Source organism: Streptomyces sp. NPDC051576 (assembly GCF_040681835.1).
Taxonomy (GTDB): domain Bacteria; phylum Actinomycetota; class Actinomycetes; order Streptomycetales; family Streptomycetaceae; genus Streptomyces.
This window is the reverse complement of the sequence record NZ_JBFAZO010000006.1, coordinates 422,449-442,963: the sequence shown is the minus strand read 5'-3', so window position 1 is coordinate 442,963 and position 20,515 is coordinate 422,449. Positions and strand designations below refer to the sequence as shown.

Annotated in this window: 20 protein-coding genes; 12 read left to right on the top strand and 8 right to left on the bottom strand. The window is 70.9% G+C overall.

Translation table 11 applies throughout. The annotated features are described in order from the left end of the window. Positions 1-5 precede the first annotated feature (5 nt). Together AB0M63_RS22755 and AB0M63_RS22750 are read left to right on the top strand one after the other, a co-directional pair. Positions 6-608 carry a hypothetical protein gene (locus AB0M63_RS22755; RefSeq protein ID WP_366020623.1) on the top strand — a complete coding sequence of 201 codons (603 nt, stop codon included), beginning with the start codon at positions 6-8 and terminating at the stop codon, positions 606-608. Between the two features lie 55 nt (positions 609-663). After that, positions 664-1,974 carry an MFS transporter gene (locus AB0M63_RS22750; protein WP_366020622.1) on the top strand — a complete coding sequence of 437 codons (1,311 nt, stop codon included), beginning with the start codon at positions 664-666 and terminating at the stop codon, positions 1,972-1,974. On the opposite strand, the gene AB0M63_RS22745 is transcribed toward AB0M63_RS22750, so the two are convergent. After that, a complete protein-coding gene (locus tag AB0M63_RS22745; protein WP_355909374.1) occupies positions 1,975-2,208 on the bottom strand; it encodes a hypothetical protein in 234 nt (77 codons plus the stop codon). Between the two features lie 59 nt (positions 2,209-2,267). On the opposite strand from AB0M63_RS22745, the gene map reads away from it, so the two are divergent. Then, on the top strand, positions 2,268-3,125 hold the full coding sequence (map, locus tag AB0M63_RS22740; protein ID WP_355909371.1) for a type I methionyl aminopeptidase: 858 nt from the start codon (positions 2,268-2,270) through the stop codon (positions 3,123-3,125). A gap of 133 nt (positions 3,126-3,258) precedes the next feature. Then, on the top strand, positions 3,259-3,906 hold the full coding sequence (locus AB0M63_RS22735) for a biliverdin-producing heme oxygenase (protein ID WP_355909735.1): 648 nt from the start codon (positions 3,259-3,261) through the stop codon (positions 3,904-3,906). Between the two features lie 23 nt (positions 3,907-3,929). Here AB0M63_RS22735 and AB0M63_RS22730 read toward each other — a convergent pair whose 3' ends face one another. The 3 genes from AB0M63_RS22730 to AB0M63_RS22720 form a co-directional block, all read right to left on the bottom strand. Continuing rightward, positions 3,930-4,574, bottom strand: coding sequence for a PhzF family phenazine biosynthesis protein (locus AB0M63_RS22730; protein ID WP_366020621.1), 645 nt, complete (start codon positions 4,572-4,574; stop codon positions 3,930-3,932). 65 nt (positions 4,575-4,639) lie between these two features. Further along, on the bottom strand, positions 4,640-6,103 hold the full coding sequence (locus AB0M63_RS22725) for an HtaA domain-containing protein (RefSeq protein ID WP_366020620.1): 1,464 nt from the start codon (positions 6,101-6,103) through the stop codon (positions 4,640-4,642). Between the two features lie 70 nt (positions 6,104-6,173). Continuing rightward, on the bottom strand, positions 6,174-7,559 hold the full coding sequence (locus AB0M63_RS22720; protein ID WP_366020619.1) for an HtaA domain-containing protein: 1,386 nt from the start codon (positions 7,557-7,559) through the stop codon (positions 6,174-6,176). A 130-nt stretch (positions 7,560-7,689) separates the two neighbouring features. Here AB0M63_RS22720 and AB0M63_RS22715 point away from each other — a divergent pair, with 130 nt between their 5' ends. The 7 genes from AB0M63_RS22715 to AB0M63_RS22685 all read left to right on the top strand — a co-directional run bounded on the left by AB0M63_RS22715 (position 7,690) and on the right by AB0M63_RS22685 (position 15,009). Continuing rightward, on the top strand, positions 7,690-8,679 hold the full coding sequence (locus tag AB0M63_RS22715; protein WP_366020618.1) for a hemin ABC transporter substrate-binding protein: 990 nt from the start codon (positions 7,690-7,692) through the stop codon (positions 8,677-8,679). Further along, the gene (locus AB0M63_RS22710; RefSeq protein WP_366020617.1) at positions 8,676-9,761 is read left to right on the top strand and encodes an iron ABC transporter permease; all 1,086 of its coding nucleotides are present in this window, start codon (positions 8,676-8,678) and stop codon (positions 9,759-9,761) included. The genes AB0M63_RS22715 and AB0M63_RS22710 overlap by 4 nt, the downstream gene beginning before the upstream one ends. Before the next feature lie 14 nt (positions 9,762-9,775). Continuing rightward, positions 9,776-10,594 (top strand): heme ABC transporter ATP-binding protein, encoded by an 819-nt coding sequence (locus AB0M63_RS22705; RefSeq protein WP_366020710.1) that lies wholly within the window; start codon positions 9,776-9,778, stop codon positions 10,592-10,594. A gap of 162 nt (positions 10,595-10,756) precedes the next feature. After that, on the top strand, positions 10,757-11,896 hold the full coding sequence (gene efeO / locus AB0M63_RS22700) for an iron uptake system protein EfeO (RefSeq protein ID WP_355909353.1): 1,140 nt from the start codon (positions 10,757-10,759) through the stop codon (positions 11,894-11,896). Between the two features lie 31 nt (positions 11,897-11,927). Continuing rightward, positions 11,928-13,181 carry an iron uptake transporter deferrochelatase/peroxidase subunit gene (efeB, locus tag AB0M63_RS22695; protein ID WP_355909350.1) on the top strand — a complete coding sequence of 418 codons (1,254 nt, stop codon included), beginning with the start codon at positions 11,928-11,930 and terminating at the stop codon, positions 13,179-13,181. A gap of 3 nt (positions 13,182-13,184) precedes the next feature. Next, entirely contained in the window at positions 13,185-14,057 is an 873-nt protein-coding gene (gene efeU, locus AB0M63_RS22690; protein WP_355909347.1) for an iron uptake transporter permease EfeU, read from the top strand. Then, positions 14,017-15,009 carry a hypothetical protein gene (locus AB0M63_RS22685; protein WP_355909345.1) on the top strand — a complete coding sequence of 331 codons (993 nt, stop codon included), beginning with the start codon at positions 14,017-14,019 and terminating at the stop codon, positions 15,007-15,009. Before efeU ends, AB0M63_RS22685 begins: the two co-directional genes overlap by 41 nt. Positions 15,010-15,013: 4 nt before the next feature. On the opposite strand, the gene AB0M63_RS22680 is transcribed toward AB0M63_RS22685, so the two are convergent. The 4 genes from AB0M63_RS22680 to AB0M63_RS22665 form a co-directional block, all read right to left on the bottom strand. After that, positions 15,014-15,748 carry a bifunctional DNA primase/polymerase gene (locus AB0M63_RS22680; RefSeq protein ID WP_355909342.1) on the bottom strand — a complete coding sequence of 245 codons (735 nt, stop codon included), beginning with the start codon at positions 15,746-15,748 and terminating at the stop codon, positions 15,014-15,016. Between the two features lie 125 nt (positions 15,749-15,873). Continuing rightward, positions 15,874-16,860, bottom strand: a complete 987-nt coding sequence (locus AB0M63_RS22675) for a small ribosomal subunit Rsm22 family protein (RefSeq protein WP_366020616.1) — start codon at positions 16,858-16,860, stop codon at positions 15,874-15,876. Positions 16,861-16,971: 111 nt separating this feature from the next. Then, a complete protein-coding gene (locus AB0M63_RS22670) occupies positions 16,972-18,138 on the bottom strand; it encodes a serine hydrolase domain-containing protein (protein ID WP_366020615.1) in 1,167 nt (388 codons plus the stop codon). Next, on the bottom strand, positions 18,099-19,394 hold the full coding sequence (locus AB0M63_RS22665) for a multidrug effflux MFS transporter (RefSeq protein WP_366020614.1): 1,296 nt from the start codon (positions 19,392-19,394) through the stop codon (positions 18,099-18,101). The genes AB0M63_RS22670 and AB0M63_RS22665 overlap by 40 nt, the downstream gene beginning before the upstream one ends. 105 nt (positions 19,395-19,499) lie before the next feature. Between AB0M63_RS22665 and AB0M63_RS22660 the strand changes: the two genes are divergently transcribed. Next, positions 19,500-20,498 carry a Gfo/Idh/MocA family oxidoreductase gene (locus AB0M63_RS22660; RefSeq protein WP_366020613.1) on the top strand — a complete coding sequence of 333 codons (999 nt, stop codon included), beginning with the start codon at positions 19,500-19,502 and terminating at the stop codon, positions 20,496-20,498. Positions 20,499-20,515: the final 17 nt, after the last annotated feature.

Here is a 20,515-nt window from a genome sequence, read left to right as displayed (position 1 = left end):
CGGACATGGACGCCGTACGGGTCGCGCTGCTGCGTGAAGTGCTCGCCGGGACCGAGTGGTTGGGGGCCACGCGACGGTTCGCGGGGGTGTTGCGTGGCTCGGTCGTGTCGCACGGCGGCGGCCTGCTCCTGGTGGGCACACCCGCGTACGAGCCGTGGCATCTCGCGGCCCACCTGGTCGACGAGGCCGCCTGGTCCGGCACACCGGAACTCTCCCCGACTCTCGTACGGCACGACGCCCGCCCCTCCGACCCGGCCCACCTGGCCGTCGGCCTCGGCCGGATCGAGGCGGCCCGACGCGGCGAGACGCTGCTGCTCGTCTCCCCCGAGACCCCCGGCGACCCGCTCCTGGAACGGGTCCACGACGCCCGCCGGGCCGGCGCCACGGTCCTCTCCCTCGGTTCCGAGAATCCCGAACTGACGTCCCTGGCCCACGAATCACTCCCCGTACCGGAGGCCACGGACCTCGACCTGGACACCGTGCAGCACCTGGTGAGCGCGGCGGCAGGAGAGAACGTGCTGCCCGCGACGCGAGGGCGGCGACGCTTCCGGGACCGTCTGTCACGCCTGACGGAACAGCTCACGGCACCACCGCCGGCCCGCTGGTAGGGCATGGCGGAAATCCGGTTGCCAGGGGTGTGTCCGGCGCCGACCATTGCCCCTCGTGACCGACAGCCCCGCTCCCTCCACCGGGCTCCGTGCCCTGCTCCCCGATCTCGCCCCCTGGCATGCGTCCGCCGACTTCCGCAGGCTCTGGGTCGCGGGGCTGGTGTCGAACTTCGGGAGTTTTCTGACGTTCGTAGCGCTGCCGGTGCAGATCAAGGAACTCACCGGATCCGCGGCGGCGGTGGGCGCGATCGGGGCCGTGGAACTCGTGCCGTTGATCGTGTTCGGGCTCTATGGCGGTGCGCTCGCCGACGCGTGGGACAAGCGGAAGCTGATCGTGTGGACGGAGGTCGGGCTGGGGGTGCTGTGCGGGGCGCTGCTGCTCAACTCGCTGCTGCCCGAGCCCGCCGTCTGGCCGCTGTATGTGATCGCCGCCCTGACCTCGGTGCTCGGTTCGATCCAGCGGCCCGCGCTGGACTCGCTGTGGCCGCGGATCGTGGCCCACGAGCACATGACGGCCGCGTCCGCGCTCAACTCCCTGCGCTGGACGGTCGGCGGGGTCACCGGACCGGCCGTGGCGGGCGTGGTGGTGGCGTTCGCGGGGCTGCCCTACGCGTTCGCGGCGGACACGGTGACGTACGTCGTGTCCGTCGTCCTGATCTTCCGTATCGCCGCCTCGCCCGGCGCGCACGAGGCGGGCAGGCCCTCGCTGCGCTCGATCGCGGAGGGCGCCCGGTACGCGTGGAGCCGCAAGGAACTCCTCGGGACGTACGCGATCGACCTCGCGGCGATGTTCCTCGCGATGCCGCTGGCGGTGCTGCCGTTCCTCGCGGACGACCTGCACGCCAAGTGGTCGCTGGGGCTGATGTACTCGACCGTTCCGGCCGGGGCGCTGCTGGTGAGTGTGACCAGCGGCTGGACCTCGCGGATCCACCGGCACGGGCGGATGGTGGTGCTGTCGGCCGCGCTGTGGGGCGCGGCGATCGCCTGCGCCGGCGCGGTGGGCAACGTCTGGCTGGTGCTGCTGTTCCTGACCCTCGCGGGCGGCTGCGACATGGTCAGCGGTATCTTCCGCGCGTCCATGTGGAACCAGACGATCCCGGACGAGCTGCGCGGCCGGCTCGCCGGGATCGAGCTGCTGTCCTACTCGGTGGGCCCGCAGTTGGGGCAGGTCCGGTCGGGCGGGATGGCCGCGTGGACCGGGGTGCGGACGTCGGTGTGGGCGGGCGGGCTGATGTGCGTGGGCGCGGTGGGGCTGCTGGCCGTGGGCCTGCCGAAGCTGATGTCGTACGACGCGCGGACCGACGAGCACGCCGTACGACTGAAGGCACAGCGCGAGGCGACCGCCGGGGCTGCGGCCGGTGCGTGATCAGCTGTCGTCGTCGGCGCTCCCCTTCGTGGCGTCGTGCCACTTGGGGTCGTTCTCCCACTCCAGGTTGCGCTCGCGGGCCGTCTCCATCGCGTGTTCGGCCTCCGCGCGGGTGGCGTACGGCCCGAACCGGTCCTTGGCGGGGCACTCCGGCCCCTCCTCGACCTTCTTGTGTTCGAGGCAGTAGTACCACTCGCCGGGCTTTCCGGCCGTGCGCTTCTTGAACAGGGCCATGGACGGCTCCTTTCACCACGATCAATGTTCCCTCATGACCGCTGGTTAGACTCGCTGGCATGTCTGGCCAGTCGCTGCTCGTACCAGGGGAGCTCTCCCCCATCCGTTCCGTGCCCGGGAACATCCGGCGTCCCGAGTACGTCGGCAAGCCCGCGCCGACCCCGTACACCGGGCCGGAGGTGCAGACCCCCGAGACGATCGAGGCGATGCGCGTCGCCGGGCGGATCGCCGCGCGGGCGATGGCGGAGGCCGCGAAGATCATCTCGCCGGGTGTGACCACGGACGAGATCGACAAGGTCGCGCACGAGTACATGTGCGACCACGGCGCCTATCCGTCCACGCTCGGCTACCGCGGTTTCCCCAAGTCCCTGTGCACCTCGCTCAACGAGGTGATCTGCCACGGCATCCCGGACTCCACGGTGCTGCGCGACGGCGACATCATCAACCTCGACGTGACGGCGTACATCGGCGGGGTGCACGGCGACAACAACGCGACGTACCTGGTCGGTGACGTCGACGAGGAGTCCCGACTGCTGGTGGAGCGTACCCGCGAGTCCCTGGACCGGGCGATCAAGGCGGTCCGCCCCGGCCGTCAGATCAACATCATCGGCCGGGTCATCGAGTCGTACGCCAAGCGCTTCGGTTACGGCGTGGTCCGGGACTTCACCGGCCACGGCATCAACTCGTCCTTCCACTCCGGCCTGATCGTCCCGCACTACGACAGCCCGCACGCGACGACGGTCATCCAGCCCGGGATGACGTTCACCATCGAGCCGATGCTGACGCTGGGGACGTACGAGTACGACATGTGGGACGACGGGTGGACGGTCGTCACGAAGGACCGGAAGCGGACGGCGCAGTTCGAGCACACGTTGGTGGTGACGGAGACGGGGGCGGAGGTTCTCACCCTGCCGTAAGGATCACGACGGCTCGTAAGGATCACGGCGGCTCGCTCCCTCGGGGAGCGGGCCGTTTTTCTTGTACGCTTTTACCGACAGGACGTCGGTAAACCTGTTGACTTAGGTAAGCCTTACCTTAGAGGATATGTCCATGGACTCCTTCTCGACAGTCATCCGCACCGCGTCCCACGAACAGCACGTGGAGGCGGAGACCTCCACCTTCATGAGCGACCTGCTCGGCGGCCGACTGGGCGTGGACGCGTACGCCCGCTACACCGAGCAACTGTGGTTCGTCTACGAGGCGTTGGAGACCGGTGCCGAGCGGCTGGCGGGGGATGCGGTGGCCGGGCCGTTCATTCGGCCGGAGCTGTTCCGACTGCCCGCGCTGGAGCGGGACCTGGCGCATCTGCGGGGTGCGGACTGGCGCTCCGGCCTGACCGCGCTGCCGGCCACCCGCGCCTACGCGGACCGGGTACGCGAGTGCGCGGAATCCTGGCCGGCCGGCTACATCGCCCACCACTACACGCGCTACCTCGGCGACCTCTCCGGCGGCCAGATCATCCGCGACAAGGCGGAGCGGACGTGGGGGTTCGTGCGGAAGGGGGACGGGGTGCGGTTCTACGTCTTCGAGGAGATCGGCAATCCGGCGGCCTTCAAGCGGGGGTACCGGGAACTGCTGGACGGGATCCGGGCCGACGATCTGGAGAGGCAGCGGGTGGTGGCGGAGTGCAAGCGGGCGTTCGCGCTCAACACCGGGGTGTTTCGGGGGTTGGGGGAGGAGTTTCCGCTGAGCGCGTGACGCTCCCCCGGTTCCTGGCGTTCCTAGCGTTCCAGAAACACCCTTCCCCCCACCTCCACCCAACCCCCCGGCTGCGGAGCCGTGAGTATCTGGGAGCCCGCGCCCTGGGTGATGTTGAGGGCACGGCCTAGCTGGTCGGTGAGGAGGAGGGCTGCCGCGCCTGTCGCCTCGTCTTCCGCGATGCCGTCGTCGCGGCCGGGGAAGGCGCGGGCGCGGATGCGGCCGGCGGCCTCGTCCTCCCAGGCCCAGGCGTAGATCCACTCGCCGGGTGGGGGTACGGGCAGGGCGTCGACCTCGGCCGCCGTGCCGTACTGGCGGAGGGTGCGGGGCGGAGCCCATTCCGGGAGGGCCTCGATCCAGCTGAACTCGCCGTCGAGGCGGGCGCCCACGATGCCGGCGGGGGTGACCAGTTCGGGGACGTCCAGGAGCCAGGCGGTGCCTACGCAGGGGTAGCCGGCGAAGGGCAGGCGCAGGGTGGGGGTGTAGATGTCGATGACTCCGCGCTCGGGGTCGTCGACGAACACCGTTTCGCTGAAGCCGAGTTTCCCGGCGAACACCTGTCGCTCGTCCGGGTCCGGCATGACGGAACCCTCGCGGACGACGCCCAGTTCGTTGCCGTATCCACCGCTGGGGCCGCAGAAGACACGCAGTACGTCGTAGTCAGTCACGAGGGCATTCAAGCATCGCTCGCACGTCCGGCTCACCCCGAGCCGGGGTGAGCCGGGTCGGCGGACTACGCCTCCGTACGCCGCCTGCGCACCGCGAACACCACGCCCGCGCCCGCCGCCACGGTCACCGCCGCCGCCGTGCCCAGGGCCGCGACCGGGACGTCGGAGCCCGTCGAGGCGAGGGAGCCGGTCGCGTCGCCGCCCGTTGTGGAGCCGGTGACGCCGCCCGAAGTCGAGCCTGTCGTACCGGAGTTGTCGGAGGTGCCGCCCGTGTCGGTCGAGGAGTCGTCCGAGGGGAGGGTGGCGTCGTCGGTCAGGGCCACCGACAGGTCGAGCGGGTCGAGTGCGGCGCCGGTCTCGTAGAAGCCGCCGAAGGCCTTCGCGCCGGCCGCCGTGAGGGTGGTGGTGACGTCGTCGAGGGTGATGACGTCGTTCTTGGCGGTGAGGTCGGTCGAGGCGGACTTCAGGTCGGCCAGGACGACGTCCTCGGACTTCTCGCCCAGGCTTGTCACGTCCGCCGTCAGCTCGCCGGAGCCGCCGTCGAGGGTCGCCTTCAGGTCGGTGAAGGTGAGGTCGAGGCCGTAAGTGCCGTTGTCCTCATGGCCCTTGAAGTTCACCGCGCCCTCGAAGGCGGCGGAGAGGGTGTCGGCGTCCGTGTCGTAGTCGCCGGTCGCGCCGGTGAAGGTGAAGACGCCGTTGCCGGTGGCCTGGATCGCGCCGTCAGATGTGGTGATTTTGCCGTTCGCGACGCTGCCTACGACGTAGGAGCGGAAGGACTCCTTCACGCCCCAGGTGAGGGTGCCGTCGGCTATGTCGCCCTCGGTGGCGGGCTCGGTCGCGGTGTCCGCAGGGCTGGAGGTGGGTGTTGCACTCGGGGTCGCGGTCGCCGTGGGCGTGGGGGTGGGTGTGGCGGACGGGGTTGTCGTCTGTGTCGGTGTGGGGGTGGGGCTCGGAGTCGTCGTCGATGGCGGCTTGACCGCCGACAACGGGTCGCCTGCCGCGTTCGCGTACGAGTCGCTGCCGAGGAACGTGCCCGCCGCCGCGGTGAGCGTGGTGGCCAGGTTCGTCAGGTCCGAGCTGGTGGGTGCGGCGACCGTCGCGAGCGTCACGTCCTGCTGCTTGGTGCCGCCGTCCGCGACGAGGTCGGCGGTGAGGGTGCCCGCGGCGCTGTCGTACTGGAAGTCCGACATCTCCCGCACGAAGCCGTGCAGCGTCGACTTGGCGGTGAGGGTGCCCTTGAAGGTGAGGTGCAGGGTGTGATCGGTGCTGTCGTAGGTGCCCGCGCCCTCGGTGAAGGTGAAGGCGCCGTTGCCGGCGGCCTGCTTGGCGCCGTCGGTGGCGGTGAAGGAGCCCAGCGCGACCCCGGTCACGTACGAGCGGTAGGACTGCTTGATGCCCCACGTCAACTCGTAGCCGCTGAGCGGGACTTCGGCCGCCGACGCGGTGGTCGTGGCGAGCGCGGTGGCGCCGAGCGCGGCGGTCGCGACGGCCGCTGCGAGGGCGAAGGAAAGACGAGGTCTGACGGGCATGGCCGTGGTTCTCCTTGCGTTCGAGTGGGAAGTCCGCCAACTCGCGGACCGATTGGAGGAGGTGAGGGTGCTACTGCTCCGCCGAGCCCCGGCGCCTGCGGACCACGAGCACCGACACCGCGGCCACCACCAGCAGCGCACCGGCCGCGAGGCCGATCGGCAGGGCGGGTGAACTGCCGTTGTCGTGAGTGGAGTTGTCGGCTACCGGGTCTGCCGACACCACGGGGTGGGCCGACTCCGGTGTCGCGCTCGCCTTGGGTGTGGTGCCCAGGTCGGGCAGCACGGGCAGTCGCGCGTCGTCGGTGAGGGCTACGGCCAGTGACACCGGGTCCATGGCGGTGCCCGCCTGGTACATCCCGCCGAAGGCCTTGGCACCCTGCGCGGTGAGCTTCGCGGGCGCCTCGGTCAGCTTCGCGAGGCCCTTGACCGCCTTGAGGTTCTTGGCGGTGAAGGTGACCAGGGGGATCTTGTTGCCGGTGAAGTCCGGGCCGGTTACGTCTGCGTAGAGCGTGCCCTTGCCGTCGTCCACGGTCGCTCGGACGCCGCTGAGCATCAGGTCCAGGCCCTCGGCGCCGGTGAAGCGCACCGCGCCCTTGAACGAGGCCGTCAACTGCCCGCTCCTGTACGTCCCTCGGCCGTCCGGGAAGCAGAAGAGGGCGCCGCCGTCCTCGGCCCCCGACGACAGGGTCCACCTGCCCTTCGCGATGTCCCCGGTGACGTACTCCCGGAAGGTGCGGCGCACACCCCAGTCAACGGCGCCGTCCGTGATCGTGCCGCTCGAAGTCGCCTTGCCTGCCGGGGACTTGGTGGGCGTGGGCGATGCCGTCTTCGTGGCCGCCGCCTCCACGTCCGCCGAGAGGCTCACCGGGTCCAGTACCGTGCCGGCCGTGTAGTAGCCGGCGAAGGACTTCGCACCCTGTGCGGTGAGCGTGGCGGGCAGGTCGTTGAGGACGACCGCCGTGCCGCCGCCCTTCATGTCGATGCCGCCCAAGGAGAGGGTGGCGAAGGGCACCTGCGAGGACGTGGTGACCGTACCCGTGCCCTTCGCCTTGCTGGTGACGTCCAGGTAGAGGGTGCCGCCGGAGCCCGAGACGCGGACCGTGGGGCGGCTCAGGGTGAGGTCGAGTTCGTAGCCGCCGTCGGTCTTCCTGTGGCCGACGAAGTGCACCCCGCCCGCGAAGGACGCCCTGAACGCGCCCGTCGAGCCGTCGTACGAACCCGCCGCCGAGGGGAAGCGGAACTGGCTGCTGCCCACCGTGGCGGCGCCGCCCGTGAGGGAGTAACTCCCGTTCGCGATGGGCCCGGTGACATAGCTCTGGAACGAGGACTTGATGCCCCAGTCGAGCCGGCCGCCCTGCACCGTACGGCTCTCCGCATGGGCGTGGGCCGCCGGGAGCAGGGCGCCCAGGACGGCCGCGCACCACACGGTGACCAGGGCTTTCAGGCGCGCGGGCATGGGTGGGTCCTCCGGTGACGACTGCCGGTAGCGAACAAAGGTAAGGCTAACCTAAGCTTTCCTCACCTGAAGCGACAGTGCGCAGAAACAACCCAGCGGCAGAGACAATCCAGAGAGACGGACGGGACCCGTGCCACGCTTTCGCACACGACTGGCGGGGGCACTGTTGACCGTGCTCGCGCTCACCCTCACCGGATGCGGTGGCACCGCCGCCTCATCGCAGACCACCGCCGCGGCCAACCGCGTGGAGCCGCTGACCGACACTCCTGAGCCCCGACTCCCGGTCACCGTCAGCTCCGCCGACGGCAAGAAGGTCACCGTCAGCCGGGCGCGGCGCATCGTGCCGCTCTCCGGCAGCCTCAGCGAGATCGTGTTCACGCTCGGGCTCGGCGACCGGGTCGTGGCCCGGGACATCACCGCCACCTTCCAACAGGCCGCGAAACTCCCGCTGGTGACCCGCAACCACGACGTCTCCGCGGAGAGCGTGCTCTCCCTCAAGCCCGATCTCGTCCTCGCCGAGAAAACCACCGGACCGTCCGAGGCCATGGGCCAGATCCGGGCCGCCGGTGTCCCCGTCCTGGTCGTCGACCCCGCGCAGGGCCTCACCGACGTCGGCCCGCGCATCCAGGCGGTGGCCGACGCGCTCGGCGTACCGGCCGCCGGGAAGGAGCTGACCAAGCGGTCGGAGGACCGGATCGCCGCCGTACGCAAGGCGATTCCCGACCACAGGGAAAGGCCGCGGGTCGCGTTCCTGTATCTGCGCGGGTCCGCCTCCGTGTATCTCATCGGCGGCAGGGGCTCGGGCGCGACCTCGCTCCTGGAGGCGGCCGGGGCGGTCGACGCGGGTGCCGAGTCGGGGCTGAAGCAGGACTTCACCGCCATCACCACCGAGGCGCTCGCGCAGGCCGCGCCCGACGTGATTCTCGTCATGACCAAGGGACTTGAGTCGGTCGGCGGGATCGACGGGCTGGTGAAGATCCCCGGTGTCGCCCAGACCCCGGCCGGGATGAACCGGCGGGTCGTGTCCATCGAGGACGGGGTGCTGCTCAACTACGGGCCGCGCACCGACCAGGTGCTCAAGTCGCTGGTGGACCAGTTGTACGGGGGCGGGAGCGAATGACCGTACTGGAGAAGGGAGTTGATGCCGGTCCCACATCAACTCCCCCGCGCAGGAAACGCGGTGCGGCCTGGATGCTCTCCCTCGGGCTGGTCGTGGCGCTGCTCGTGCTCGTGCCGGTGGCGGCCGGGCTGGGCGCGTATCCGATTCCGACGGGTGACGTGCTGTCGTCGGTGCAGCACCGGCTGGGGCTCGGTGGCGGCGCGTTGGACCGCGTACCGGAGTCGGTGCTGTGGAACGTGCGCTTTCCGCGGATCGTGCTCGCGCTGCTCGTCGGGGCCTCGCTGGGCTGCGCTGGAGCCCTGATGCAGGGCGTGTTCGGGAATCCGCTCGCGGAGCCCGGGGTCATCGGGGTCTCCTCGGGGGCGGCGGTGGGCGCGGTCGCGGTGATCGCGTTCGGGCTCGACTTCCTGGGGGCGTGGACGGTGTCGGCGGTGGCGTTCGTGTCGGGGCTCGCGGCCGTGCTGCTGGTCTACGCGATGTCGCGGTCCGGCGGCCGTACGGAGGTCGTGACGCTGATCCTCACCGGGATCGCGCTGAACGCGTTCGCAGGGGCGCTGATCGGGCTGTTCCTGTTCTTCGCGGACACCGCGGCCGTCAACCAGATCACCTTCTGGCAGCTCGGCTCGCTCTCGCAGGCGACCTGGCCGAAGGTCCTCGCGATCCTCCCGTGCGCGGTGCTCGGCCTGGCCGTCGCGCCGCTGCACGCCGGCCGTCTGGATCTGCTGGCGCTCGGCGAACGCCCCGCGCGACATCTGGGAGTCGACGTCGAACGGCTCCGTGTCGTCCTGGTCCTGGTCATCGCGCTGCTCACGGCGGCGGCGGTCAGCGTCTCCGGGATCATCGGCTTCGTCGGGCTGGTCGTACCGCATCTGCTGCGCATGGCGGCGGGCCCCGGGCATCGTTTCCTGATCCCGGCGAGCGCACTGCTGGGCGCGCTGGTGCTGCTGGCGGCGGACCTGACGGCCCGCACGGTCGCGGCCCCGGCGGAGCTCCCGCTCGGCGTCCTGACAGCGCTGCTCGGCAGTCCGTTCTTCTTCTGGCTGCTGCGCAGGACGCGGCGCAGGCAAGGGGGTTGGGCATGAACCACAGCCTGCTCATGAGTCTCCTCCGCCCTCGCCCCGTACCGCCGACTCCCGCCGAACCGGGCGACGTTCTCGCCGAGGCCGAGGACCTCCAGGTCCGGCTCGGGCAGCGCACCGTCCTGCACGGTGTCTCCGTGCCCGTCCGGGCCGGTGAGGTGCTCGCTCTCGTCGGGCCCAACGGGGCGGGGAAGTCAACCCTGTTGGGGGCGCTCGCGGCGGATCTTCCGGCCGTCTCCGGAGTCGTACGCATTCATGGCAGGCCCGCCACGGAGTGGTCCGCTGCCGAACTCGCCCTGCGCCGGGCGGTACTTCCCCAATCGGCCACGCTCTCCTTCCCGTTCACGGTCGAGGAGGTCGTACGGATGGGGCGGGCACCGCACGCCACCACCCCCGCCGAGGACGACCTGGCCGTGGCCGAGGCGATGGCGCGGGCGGAGGTCACCGCTTTCGCGCTACGGCCGTTCTCGGCGCTCAGTGGTGGCGAGCGGGCCCGGGTGGCGCTCGCGCGGGTGCTCGCCCAGCGTGCGCCGCTGCTGCTGCTCGACGAGCCGACGGCCGCGCTCGATCTGCGGCATCAGGAACTGGTGCTGCGGCTGTGCCGGGAAAGGGCGCACGCGGGGGACGCGGTGGTAGTGGTGCTGCACGATCTCGCGCTGGCCGCCGCCTACGCGCACCGGGTCGCGATCCTGCGCGCCGGTCGTGTCGCGGCCGACGGCCCGCCGGGGGACGTCTTCACCGAGGAGTTGCTCTCGGACGTCTACGACCAGCCGGTCGAGGTGTTCGCACATCCGCGGACGGGGGCGGCCGTCGTGGCTCCACGACGCCCCGCTTGACCTTCCCTTGACCTTTCCTTGGCATTCATTTTTCGCCGGCGAGATCAAGCCGTGTCTGTGATTTTTCTGTGGGCAGTGAATACCGGACCGGGCGGGTATGACTGAGGTAAGCCTCAGGTAAGTTAGGCCAGCCTCACCAACATTCTCCCGCTTGGAGCCTGCATGCGCGCCGTCCGACTTCCCGTCGTCACCGCTGTCGCCGCCGCGGCCGCCCTGACCGCCGTCACGGCGTGCACCGCGAAGAGCGACGCCAAGGACGGTGACGCGATCCAGGTGACCGCGGCCGACTCCAAGTGCACGACCTCGGCCACGTCGATACCGGCCGGCCAGGTCACGCTGAAGATCGAGAACACCGGCTCGAAGGCGACCGAGGTCGAGATCCTCTTCCCGGACGACCGGATCGTCTCCGAGAAGGAGAACATCGGGCCGGGCACCAAGTACACGCTGACCGCCGAGGTGAAGGCCGGCTCGTACGAGATCGCCTGCCGTCCCGGTATGAAGGGCCACGGTGTACGGCAGAAGCTCACCGTCACCGGTTCCGGCACGGTCGCCAAGCGCAACCCGACGCTCGACAAGGCCGTCGCCGACTATCGCGAGTACGCGCAGGAGCAGGCCGACGCGACGATCCCGAAGGTGGAGACGTTCGTCAACGCCATCAAGGCCGGCGACCTCACCGCCGCCAAGAACGCCTACGCGCCCTCCCGCGTCGGCTGGGAGCGCACCGAGCCGATCGCCGAGTCGTTCGGGGACATCGACCCCAAGACCGACACCCGCGCCGACGGCCTGGAAGCGGGACAGAAGTGGACCGGCTGGCACCGCCTGGAAAAGTCCCTGTGGGCGGACAAGAAGATCACGGCGACCGACAAGTCCCTCGCCGACGAGCTGCTCACCGACCTGAAGGACTGGCAGAAGCGGGTCGGCAAGGCCGAGATCACCCCGACCTCGATGGCCAACGGCGCCAAGGAACTCCTCGACGAGGTCGCCACCGGCAAGGTCACCGGCGAGGAGGACCGCTACTCGCACACCGACCTGAGCGACTTCAAGGCCAACGTCGACGGCGCGCAGAAGGCGTACGAGCTGCTGAAGCCGGTCGCGCGGAAGAACGACGCGGCGCTGACCACCGAACTGGACAAGCAGTTCACCGCGTTGAACACGCTGCTCGACACCTACCGTTCGACCTCGACCTCGGACGGCTTCGTGTCGTACGACAAGGTCACCAAGGCGCAGCAGAAGGAGCTGTCGGACGCGGTCAACGCGCTCGCGGAGCCGCTGTCCAAGCTCGCCGCCGCCGTGGTCAAGTAAGGGGCGGGACATGGCAGGTAAAGGGCAGGACATGGGTGAGAAATCCGATCCGTCGCGTCGCGCGCTGATCGGCTGGGGCGGTGCCGGGCTCGCGCTCGGGGCCGTCGCGGCCGGTGGCGCGGTGGCGATGACCGACGCGGGCGACGATGTCGACCCGGCCGCCGCCGACACCGGTGCCGCGGTCGCCTTCCACGGCGCGAACCAGGCGGGCATCGCCACGCCGGTGCAGGACCGGCTGCATTTCGCCGCGTTCGACGTGAAGACCGACGACCGCGCCGAGTTCGTGCAGTTGCTGAAGGACTGGACGGCCGCCGCCCGGCGGATGACCGGCGGGCACGCGGTCGGCGAGGGTGCCTACGGCGGGCTCGCCGAGGCGCCGCCGGACGACACCGGGGAGGCGCTGGGGCTGAAACCGTCGCGGCTGACCCTCACCATCGGCTTCGGGCCGTCGTTCTTCGACAGGTTCGACCTGAAGGACCGTCGTCCCGACGCCCTCGTCGACCTTCCTCAGTTCCCCGGCGAGAACTTCGACAAGTCCCGTACGGGCGGCGACCTCTGTGTGCAGGCCTGCGCGGACGATCCGCAGGTCGCCGTGCACGCGATCCGCAACCTGGCGCGGATCGGCTTCGGCAAGGTCGCGATCCGCTGGTCTCAACTCGGCTTCGGGAAGACGTCGTCCACGACTCCCGGTGCCCAAACCCCCCGCAATCTCATGGGGTTCAAGGACGGCACCCGCAATATCGCCGGCACCGAGACGGACCGGCTGAAAAAGTTCGTGTGGGTGGGCGAGGGCGACGGGACCAGCAACTCGGCCTGGATGACCGGGGGTTCGTATCTCGTCGCCCGGCGCATCAGGATGAACATCGAGACCTGGGACCGGACCTCGCTCCAGGAGCAGGAGGACGTCTTCGGCCGGGACAAGGGCGAGGGCGCGGCGGTCGGCAAGGCGAAGGAGCACGACCCGCCGTTCCTGAAGGCGATGAAGCCCGACGCGCATGTGCGGCTCGCGCACCCCGACTCCAACGCCGGGGTCACGATCCTGCGCCGGGGCTATTCGTTCACGGACGGCACCGACGGGCTCGGCCGGCTCGACGCGGGCCTGTTCTTCCTGGCCTACCAGCGCGACGTACGCAAGGGATTCATCCCGCTGCAGCGGAAGCTGTCGGCGTCCGACGCGCTCAACGAGTACATCCAGCACGTGGGTTCGGCGGTCTTCGCCGTCCCGCCGGGCGTCCGTGACAAGGACGACTGGTGGGGCAGCACGCTGTTCTCCAAGGAGGCGTAACGCGTGTTCTCCAACTACCTGATCGGTCTGCGCGAGGGGCTGGAGGCCAGCCTCGTCGTCTGCATCCTGATCGCCTATCTGGTCAAGACGGACCGGCGGGACGCCCTGAAGCCGATCTGGATCGGCATCGGCGTCGCGGTGCTCATCGCGATGGGCTTCGGCTGCGCGCTCGAATTCGGCTCCCAGGAGCTGACGTTCCAGGCGCAGGAGGCGCTCGGCGGTTCGCTGTCGATCGTCGCCGTCGGGCTGGTGACGTGGATGGTGTTCTGGATGCGGCGCACCGCCCGGCATCTGAAGACCGAACTGCACGGCAAGCTGGACGCGGCCCTCGCGATGGGCACGGGTGCGCTGGTCGCCACCGCGTTCCTCGCCGTCGGCCGCGAGGGCCTGGAGACCGCCCTGTTCGTGTGGGCGTCGGTGCACGCGGCGAGCGACGGCACCCCGCGTCCGCTGGTCGGCGTCGCCCTGGGCCTGGCCACGGCGGTCCTGCTGGGCTGGCTGTTCTACCGGGGCGCCCTGAAGATCAACCTCGCCAAGTTCTTCACCTGGACCGGCGCGATGCTGGTCGTCGTAGCGGCCGGTGTGCTGGCCTACGGCTTCCACGACCTCCAGGAGGCGGACTGGGTCCCGGGGTTGACGAACCTGGCGTTCGACATCAGCGGCACCATCCCGCCGGACAGTTGGTACGGCACCCTCCTGAAGGGCGTCTTCAACTTCCAGCCGGACCCGACGGTCCTGCAGATCACGGTGTGGCTGCTGTACCTGATCCCGACGCTCGCCCTGTTCTTCGCCCCGGTAGGGTTCGCCTCCGGGAAGGGGAAGGTGAAGACACCTGATGAGCAGGGATCGCGGCCCTCGAAGGCTCCGCAGGCTTGACCGGCGCGTACTGATAGCGGCCTCGGTGACCGCTTTGTCGCTGACGGCGAGCGGTTGTGTGGTGGTGCACGGCGAGCGCGAGGTGCTCCCCGCGACCACCCGCGCCGAGGCCGCCAAGGCGCTCCGGCAGTTCACTACCGCGTACAACGCGGCGGACAAGGCGTACGACAGTTCCCTGGACGCCGCTCATGTCACCGGCGCGCTCGGTGACATCGACGCGGCGCGACTGAAGGCGGGGCACACCAACTCCCCGGCCGGGAACGCGAGTTACTCCCCGCTGGAGCTGTCGGACGCGAAGTTCACCATCCCGAAGAAGGCCGGCTGGCCGCGCTGGTTCGTCGCCGACACCGCCGCCAACAAGGGCGGCGGCGCCCGCTGGATCCTGGTGTTCACCCGCGACGACCTGGCCGAGCCCTGGCAGGCGGCGTATCTGACGCTGCTGGCACCCGACGCCGTACCGAAGTTCAAGACCGACAAGGACGGCTGGGCCGAGGCCGTGCCCGCGAACTCGGCCGAACTGGCCGTCGCTCCGGGCCGGTTGAGCCAGCGCTATGCGGCGTATCTGAAGAACGGCGGGACGGACTTCGCGGACGGCACGCACACCAGCGCGTGGCGCGCGGACCGGGCGAAGAGCGCCTCCAAGCCCGGCCTGGCCACTCAGTACCTCGACGAACCGCTGACGAGCGGCGACTACGCCCCTCTCGCGCTGCGCACCGCGGACGGCGGGGCGCTGGTGTTCTTCACCACGCGCTACTTCCAGAAGGAGACCGCGGCGGCGGGCACGTCGGTGCCGGCCCAGAGCAAGGACGTACAGGCCCTGACGACGGGCGAGGTCCAGCAGTCCCTCACCCTCCAACTGGTCTCCAACGAAGTGGCGTTGGACCCGAAGCGGGGCGGCAAGGTGTCGGTGCTGGGGCGGATCGAGGGGCTTACCTCGGCGCAGGGAGGCTAGGCCGCTAGCGACCGAGGGGCCAGGACGCGTTGGTGTGGTCGGGCTGCTGGCCGGCGTACCGGGCGCAGGCGTCCGTGAGGGTTTCGAGCAGGGTCAGCGGGTCGGGCAGGGGATGCTCGGGGCCGCGTACCCAGTGCACCGACTGGTTGTCGCCGGGCAGCCGGGCGGGGGGTACGAGGACGTAGGACCCGCGGCAGTGCCAGCGCAGCCCGGGGTGCTCGTCCATCGTCTCGGGGTGGCAGTCCAGCTCGCAGGGCCACCACTCGTCCTCGTCCTCGGGGGTGCCGCGGGTGAGGGTGAAGAAGAGGAGCCGGCCGTCGTCGCTCTCGGCGACAGGGCCGATCTCGACACCGGCGGCGAGCAGCCGCTCCAGCGCCTCGCGGCCCGCTTCGAGGGGTACGTCCAGGACGTCGTTGACCATGCCGGTCGCGGTGATGAAGTTGGCCTGCGGCTGATGGCGGGCCCAGCGCTCGATCTGCGCCTGGTCGGTGGTGGACTGCGTCTGCCAGGCGAACGACACCGGGTGCCGGGCCGGGGTGGGGCAGCCCACCCGGTCGCACGAACACCGGTAGCCCGGGGCCGGGTGCGCGGCGGGCGCGAGCGGCAGTCCCGCTCCGGCGGCGGCGAGCAGCAGCGCCTCACGCCCGCTGCCGTCGGCGGCCTCCTGCGGGCGGCGTCCGCGCAGCCACGAGGAGAGTTTGCCCTGCCGACCGCTCCGGCCACCGAACGTCGCGCTCATCTATCTCCTCGCCCCGCTGTTGTCACCTTGCTGCTCTTGTCCCGCTGTTCCCGCCCGGTTGTTGTGCGGAGAACTACCCCTATGGTCCCACCATCCCGCATCCCGGGAGGCAGGACCCCATATCGTCACGATTTGTCCGGCCAGGCGTCTCCCCAGTCCGTGTCCCGGGCCGCCTTGTAGAGGTCGCCGTGACGTTTGGTGACCGTCGTACGGCGAAGCTGCTCGTCCCTCTCGCAGAGGTCGAGGAGCACCTGTCCCTTACGGATCTGCGGACGCCGTACGACCCGGGCGGCGGCCGGTGTCACGGGGAAGCGGGCGGCGGCCACATAGCTGAACTTCTCGTCCTCGTACGGCAGCGAGCCGCCTTTGACCCGGCGGTGCAGGGAGGAGCGGCTGACCCGCGCCGAGAAGTGGCACCAGTCCTCGCCGGGGACGATCGGGCAGGCCGCGCTGTGCGGGCAGGGGGCGGCGATGTGGAAGCCTGCGGCGATCAGTCGGTCGCGGGCCTCGATGACGCGGGCGTAGCCGTCGGGGGTGCCTGCCTCGACGATCACCACGGCCTGAGCGGCGCTCGCGGCGGCGTCGACGAGGGCGGTCCGGTCGGGGGCGGTGAGTTCGTTGAGGACGTAGGAGACGGTGATGAGGTCGGTGGGGTCGAGGGTGAGCGCCGATCCGATCCTCGCGCGTCGCCAACCGGCGTTCCGCAGGGCCGGGTTGGCGGTCGCCAGCTCCTTGCCGAGGGTGAGGGCGGGTTCGGCCCAGTCGAGTACCGTCACCGGGCGGTCGCCGGGCCAGGTGGCGGTCACGGCCCAGGTCGCGGAGCCGGTGCCGCCGCCGATGTCGACGTGGCCCTGCGGGGTCCACTCGGGTACGGCGTCCGCGAACGCCTCCAGCGCGAAGTGGACGGCCTCGAAGGTGGCCGGCATCCGGTATGCGGCGTAGGCGACGACGTCCGCGCGGTCCCTGAGGATCGGGGCGTCGGTCGGGGTGGCGCCCCGGTAGCTGCCGATCAGGCGTTCCACGGCTCCGGTGGCCTGCCTGGGCGGGAGGCCGTCGAGGAGCCTGGCGAGGGCGGTACGGAGGGTTTCGGCCGGGGGTACGGGGTCGTTCACCCGCCGATTCTAAGTGGGCCGGTACCTAGGTGGGCGTCCCTGGGGGCTCCGCCCCCAGACCCCCGAACCTATGCCCGCCCACCACCCGACTCGGGCATCGAAGAGTGGACGTCAAAAACCCCGTACCGCCCGCGCCAACCTCGTCCCCGCCGCCGCCCGAGGCCCACTGTCCGACCCCCGTCGCCGCGGATGCACCGTGTTCGCCAGCAGCACCAGGAACGTGTCCGTCGCCGGGTCCAGGACCAGCGACGTGCCCGTGAAACCGGTATGGCCCACCGCGCCCCGCCCCGCCAACTCCCCCATGAACCAGGCCTGGTCGACCCCGAAGCCCAGGCCGGGCGGGGTCAGCAGGAGTTCCACGTAGTCGGCGCCGAGGATGCGGGCGGGGCCGTAGGAGCCGCCTGCCAGGAGGGTGCGGGAGAAGACGGCGAGGTCGCGGGCGGTGGAGAACAGGCCCGCGTGGCCGGCCACCCCGCCGAGGACCCAGGCGTTCTCGTCGTGGACGACGCCACGGAGCATGCCCCGGTCCACCTTGGCCCACGGGCGCCGCTGGTCCTCCGTGGCCGCCGCGCCGGGGCACGGGCCGAAGTCGGTGGAGGTCATGCCCAGCGGGCGGGTGATCCCGTCGTGGATCAGGACGTCGAGGGTGCGTCCGCTGACGCGTTCCAGGACGTACTGGAGAAGGAGCAGGTTGAGGTCCGAGTAGAGGTAGGTGCCGGGCTCCTCCAGCGGGGCCTCTGTGCGCAGCATCGACAGGCGTTCGGTGTCGTCGGCACAGTCGTACAGCGGGAGTTCGGGGCGCAGGCCCGAGGTGTGGGTGAGGAGCTGGCGGACGGTGATGCCGTGCCGGGCGGCGGCGCCGAAGTCCGGCAGGTAGGCGCCGACGCGGGCGTCGATGCCGAGGGTGCCGCGCTCGATCTGCTGCATGGCGGCGACCGAGGTGAAGAGCTTGGTGAGGGAGGCCAGGTCGAAGGGGGTGTCGACGGTGGCCGGGACACGGGAGGCGGTCGGCAGTTCGACGCCGGTGTCGGCCTCGGGGTCGTAGGCGGAGTAGCGAACGGCCCAGCCCGCCGCCTCCTCCACGGCGATCACCGGGCCGCGGCCGGCGACCACGGCGGTGCCCGGCGCCCAGGGCCGGTCGCCGGTGGTGAGGTCGTGGACCTCCCGGACCAGGTGGCCGAGTTCCTCGGGGTCGAGGCCGGCCCGTTCCGGGGTGTCGATGCGCAGTCTCGGGGCGCTCAGCTCCCCACTCCCTCCACAGTCGTACGTGTGTTCCAAGAACGGTTCCAAGGACGGCACATTCCCATGAAGCAGGCCGCCGCCACCAGTGCGGCCACCAGTTGGACGACGGCCATCGGGACGGCGGTGTGCTCGCCGGCGATGCCGACGAGCGGGGAGGCTATCGCGCCGATGAGGAAGGAGGAGGTGCCGAGCAGCGCGGAGGCGGAGCCGGCGGAGTGCCGGGTGCGCATGAGGGCGAGGGTCTGGGCGTTGGGGAGGGCCACGCCCATCGCGGACATCAGGACGAAGAGGGCGGTGGCCACGGGGGCCAGGCCCACCTCGCCGAAGGCGCCCGTCGCCATCAGGAGCAGGGCCGTGGCCGCCACGACCACCACCGCCAGGCCCGCGCCCAGGACCTTGTCCATGGAGACCCTGCCGACCAGCAGCTTTCCGTTGATCTGGCCCACCACGACCAGCCCGACCGAGTTGACGCCGAACAGCAGGCTGAAGGTCTGCGGGGAGGCGCCGTAGATCTCCTGGACGACGAAGGGGGAGGCGGAGATGTAGGCGAACAGGGCGGCGAAGGCGAAGCCGCCCGTGAGCATGTAGCCGGTGAAGGGGAGGTCCGCGAGGAGGGTGCGCATGGCGCGCAGGGCCTCGGTGGTGCCGCCCGCGTGGCGGTCGGCGGGCGCGAGGGTTTCGGGGAGGCGGGTCCAGACCAGGGTGGTGAGCACGATGCCCACGCCGGTGAGGACCACGAACACGCCCCGCCAGTCGGTCACGCGGAGGATCTGGCCGCCGACGAGCGGCGCGACGATGGGGGCGGCCCCGGAGACCAGCATGAGGGTGGAGAAGAAGCGGGCCATGGCGACGCCGTCGTACAGGTCGCGTACGACGGCCCGGGCGATCACTATCCCGGCCGCGCCCGCGAGTCCCTGCACCAGCCGGAAGGCGACCAGCGACTCCACGTTCGGTGCGAGCGCGCACAGGGCGGTCGCCAGGATGTAGACGACGAGGCCGGTCAGCAGGGGGCGTCTGCGGCCCCACTTGTCGCTCATCGGGCCGACCACCAACTGCCCCAGCGCCATGCCGGCGAGGCAGGCGGTGAGCGTGAGCTGGACGGTCGCGGCGGGGGCGTGCAGGGAGTGGGTGACCTCCGGGAGCGAGGGGAGGTACATGTCCATCGACAGCGGGGGCGTCGCGGTGAGGCCGCCGAGGACGAGGACGGTGAGGAGACCGGCGCGGCGGGTCGCCTTGGACGACGGTACGACGGACCCCGGCACGCTCGGCGCCTGCGCCCCCTGCTCGGGCATGTGCCCCTCCCTCTCCGAAGTCTCCGGACTCTCCGGGTGATCCGCCACCTATGCTCTCAGCTCGTACAGGGTGCCGATGGTCTGGTGAGCGAGGGTGGGGCCGCAATGACGGAAGAGAGCGTGCGCTGGGGAATCCTGGCGACCGGTGGGATCGCGGCGGCGTTCACGGCGGCACTGGTCGATCTGCCGGACGCCGAGGTGGCCGCGGTCGCCTCGCGGTCGGAGGGGTCGGCGAAGGCGTTCGCGGAGCGGTTCGGGATCGAGCGGGCCTACGGCGGCTGGGACGCGCTGGCGCACGACGAGGACATCGATGTCGTCTACGTCGCCACCCCGCACTCGGCGCACCGCGCGGCGGCCGGTCTCTGTCTGGAGGCCGGACGGAACGTGCTCGTCGAGAAGGCCTTCACCCTGAACTCCCGCGAGGCCGTGGAGCTGGTCGCGCTGGCGGGCGAGCGCGGCGGCTTCCTGATGGAGGCCATGTGGATGTACTGCAATCCGCTGATCCGGCGTCTCAAGGCCCTCGTCGACGACGGCGCGATCGGTGAAGTCCGCACGGTCCAGGCCGACTTCGGGCTCGCGGGTCCCTTCCCGCCCGCGCACCGGCTGCGGGACCCGGCGCAGGGCGGCGGCGCGCTGCTGGACCTCGGGGTGTACCCGGTGTCGTTCGCGCACCTGCTGCTCGGTGAGCCCTCCGACATCAAGGCGTCGGCCGTGCTCTCCCCCGAGGGCGCCGATCTCCAGACCGCGGCCCTGTTCTCCTGGGAGAGCGGCGCGCTGGCCGCGCTGCACTGCTCGATCTCCGGCGGTACCGGGACGTCGGCGTCGGTGACCGGTGCGCTGGGCCGGATCGACATCCCGGACGGCTTCTTCCACCCCGAGCGGTTCGTGCTGCACCGGGACGGCCGCGACCCCGAGGAGTTCGTCCTCGACCCGGCCGACGGACCGCGCAACACGCTGCGGCACGAGGCGGCCGAGGTGATGCGGGCGCTGCGGGCCGGTGAGCGGGAGTCGCCGCTGGTGCCGCTGGACGGCACCCTCGCGGTGATGCGGACGCTGGACGCGGTGCGGGAGCGGATCGGGGTGCGGTATCCGCACGAGGGCTGACTCGTAGGCTGCGGCCC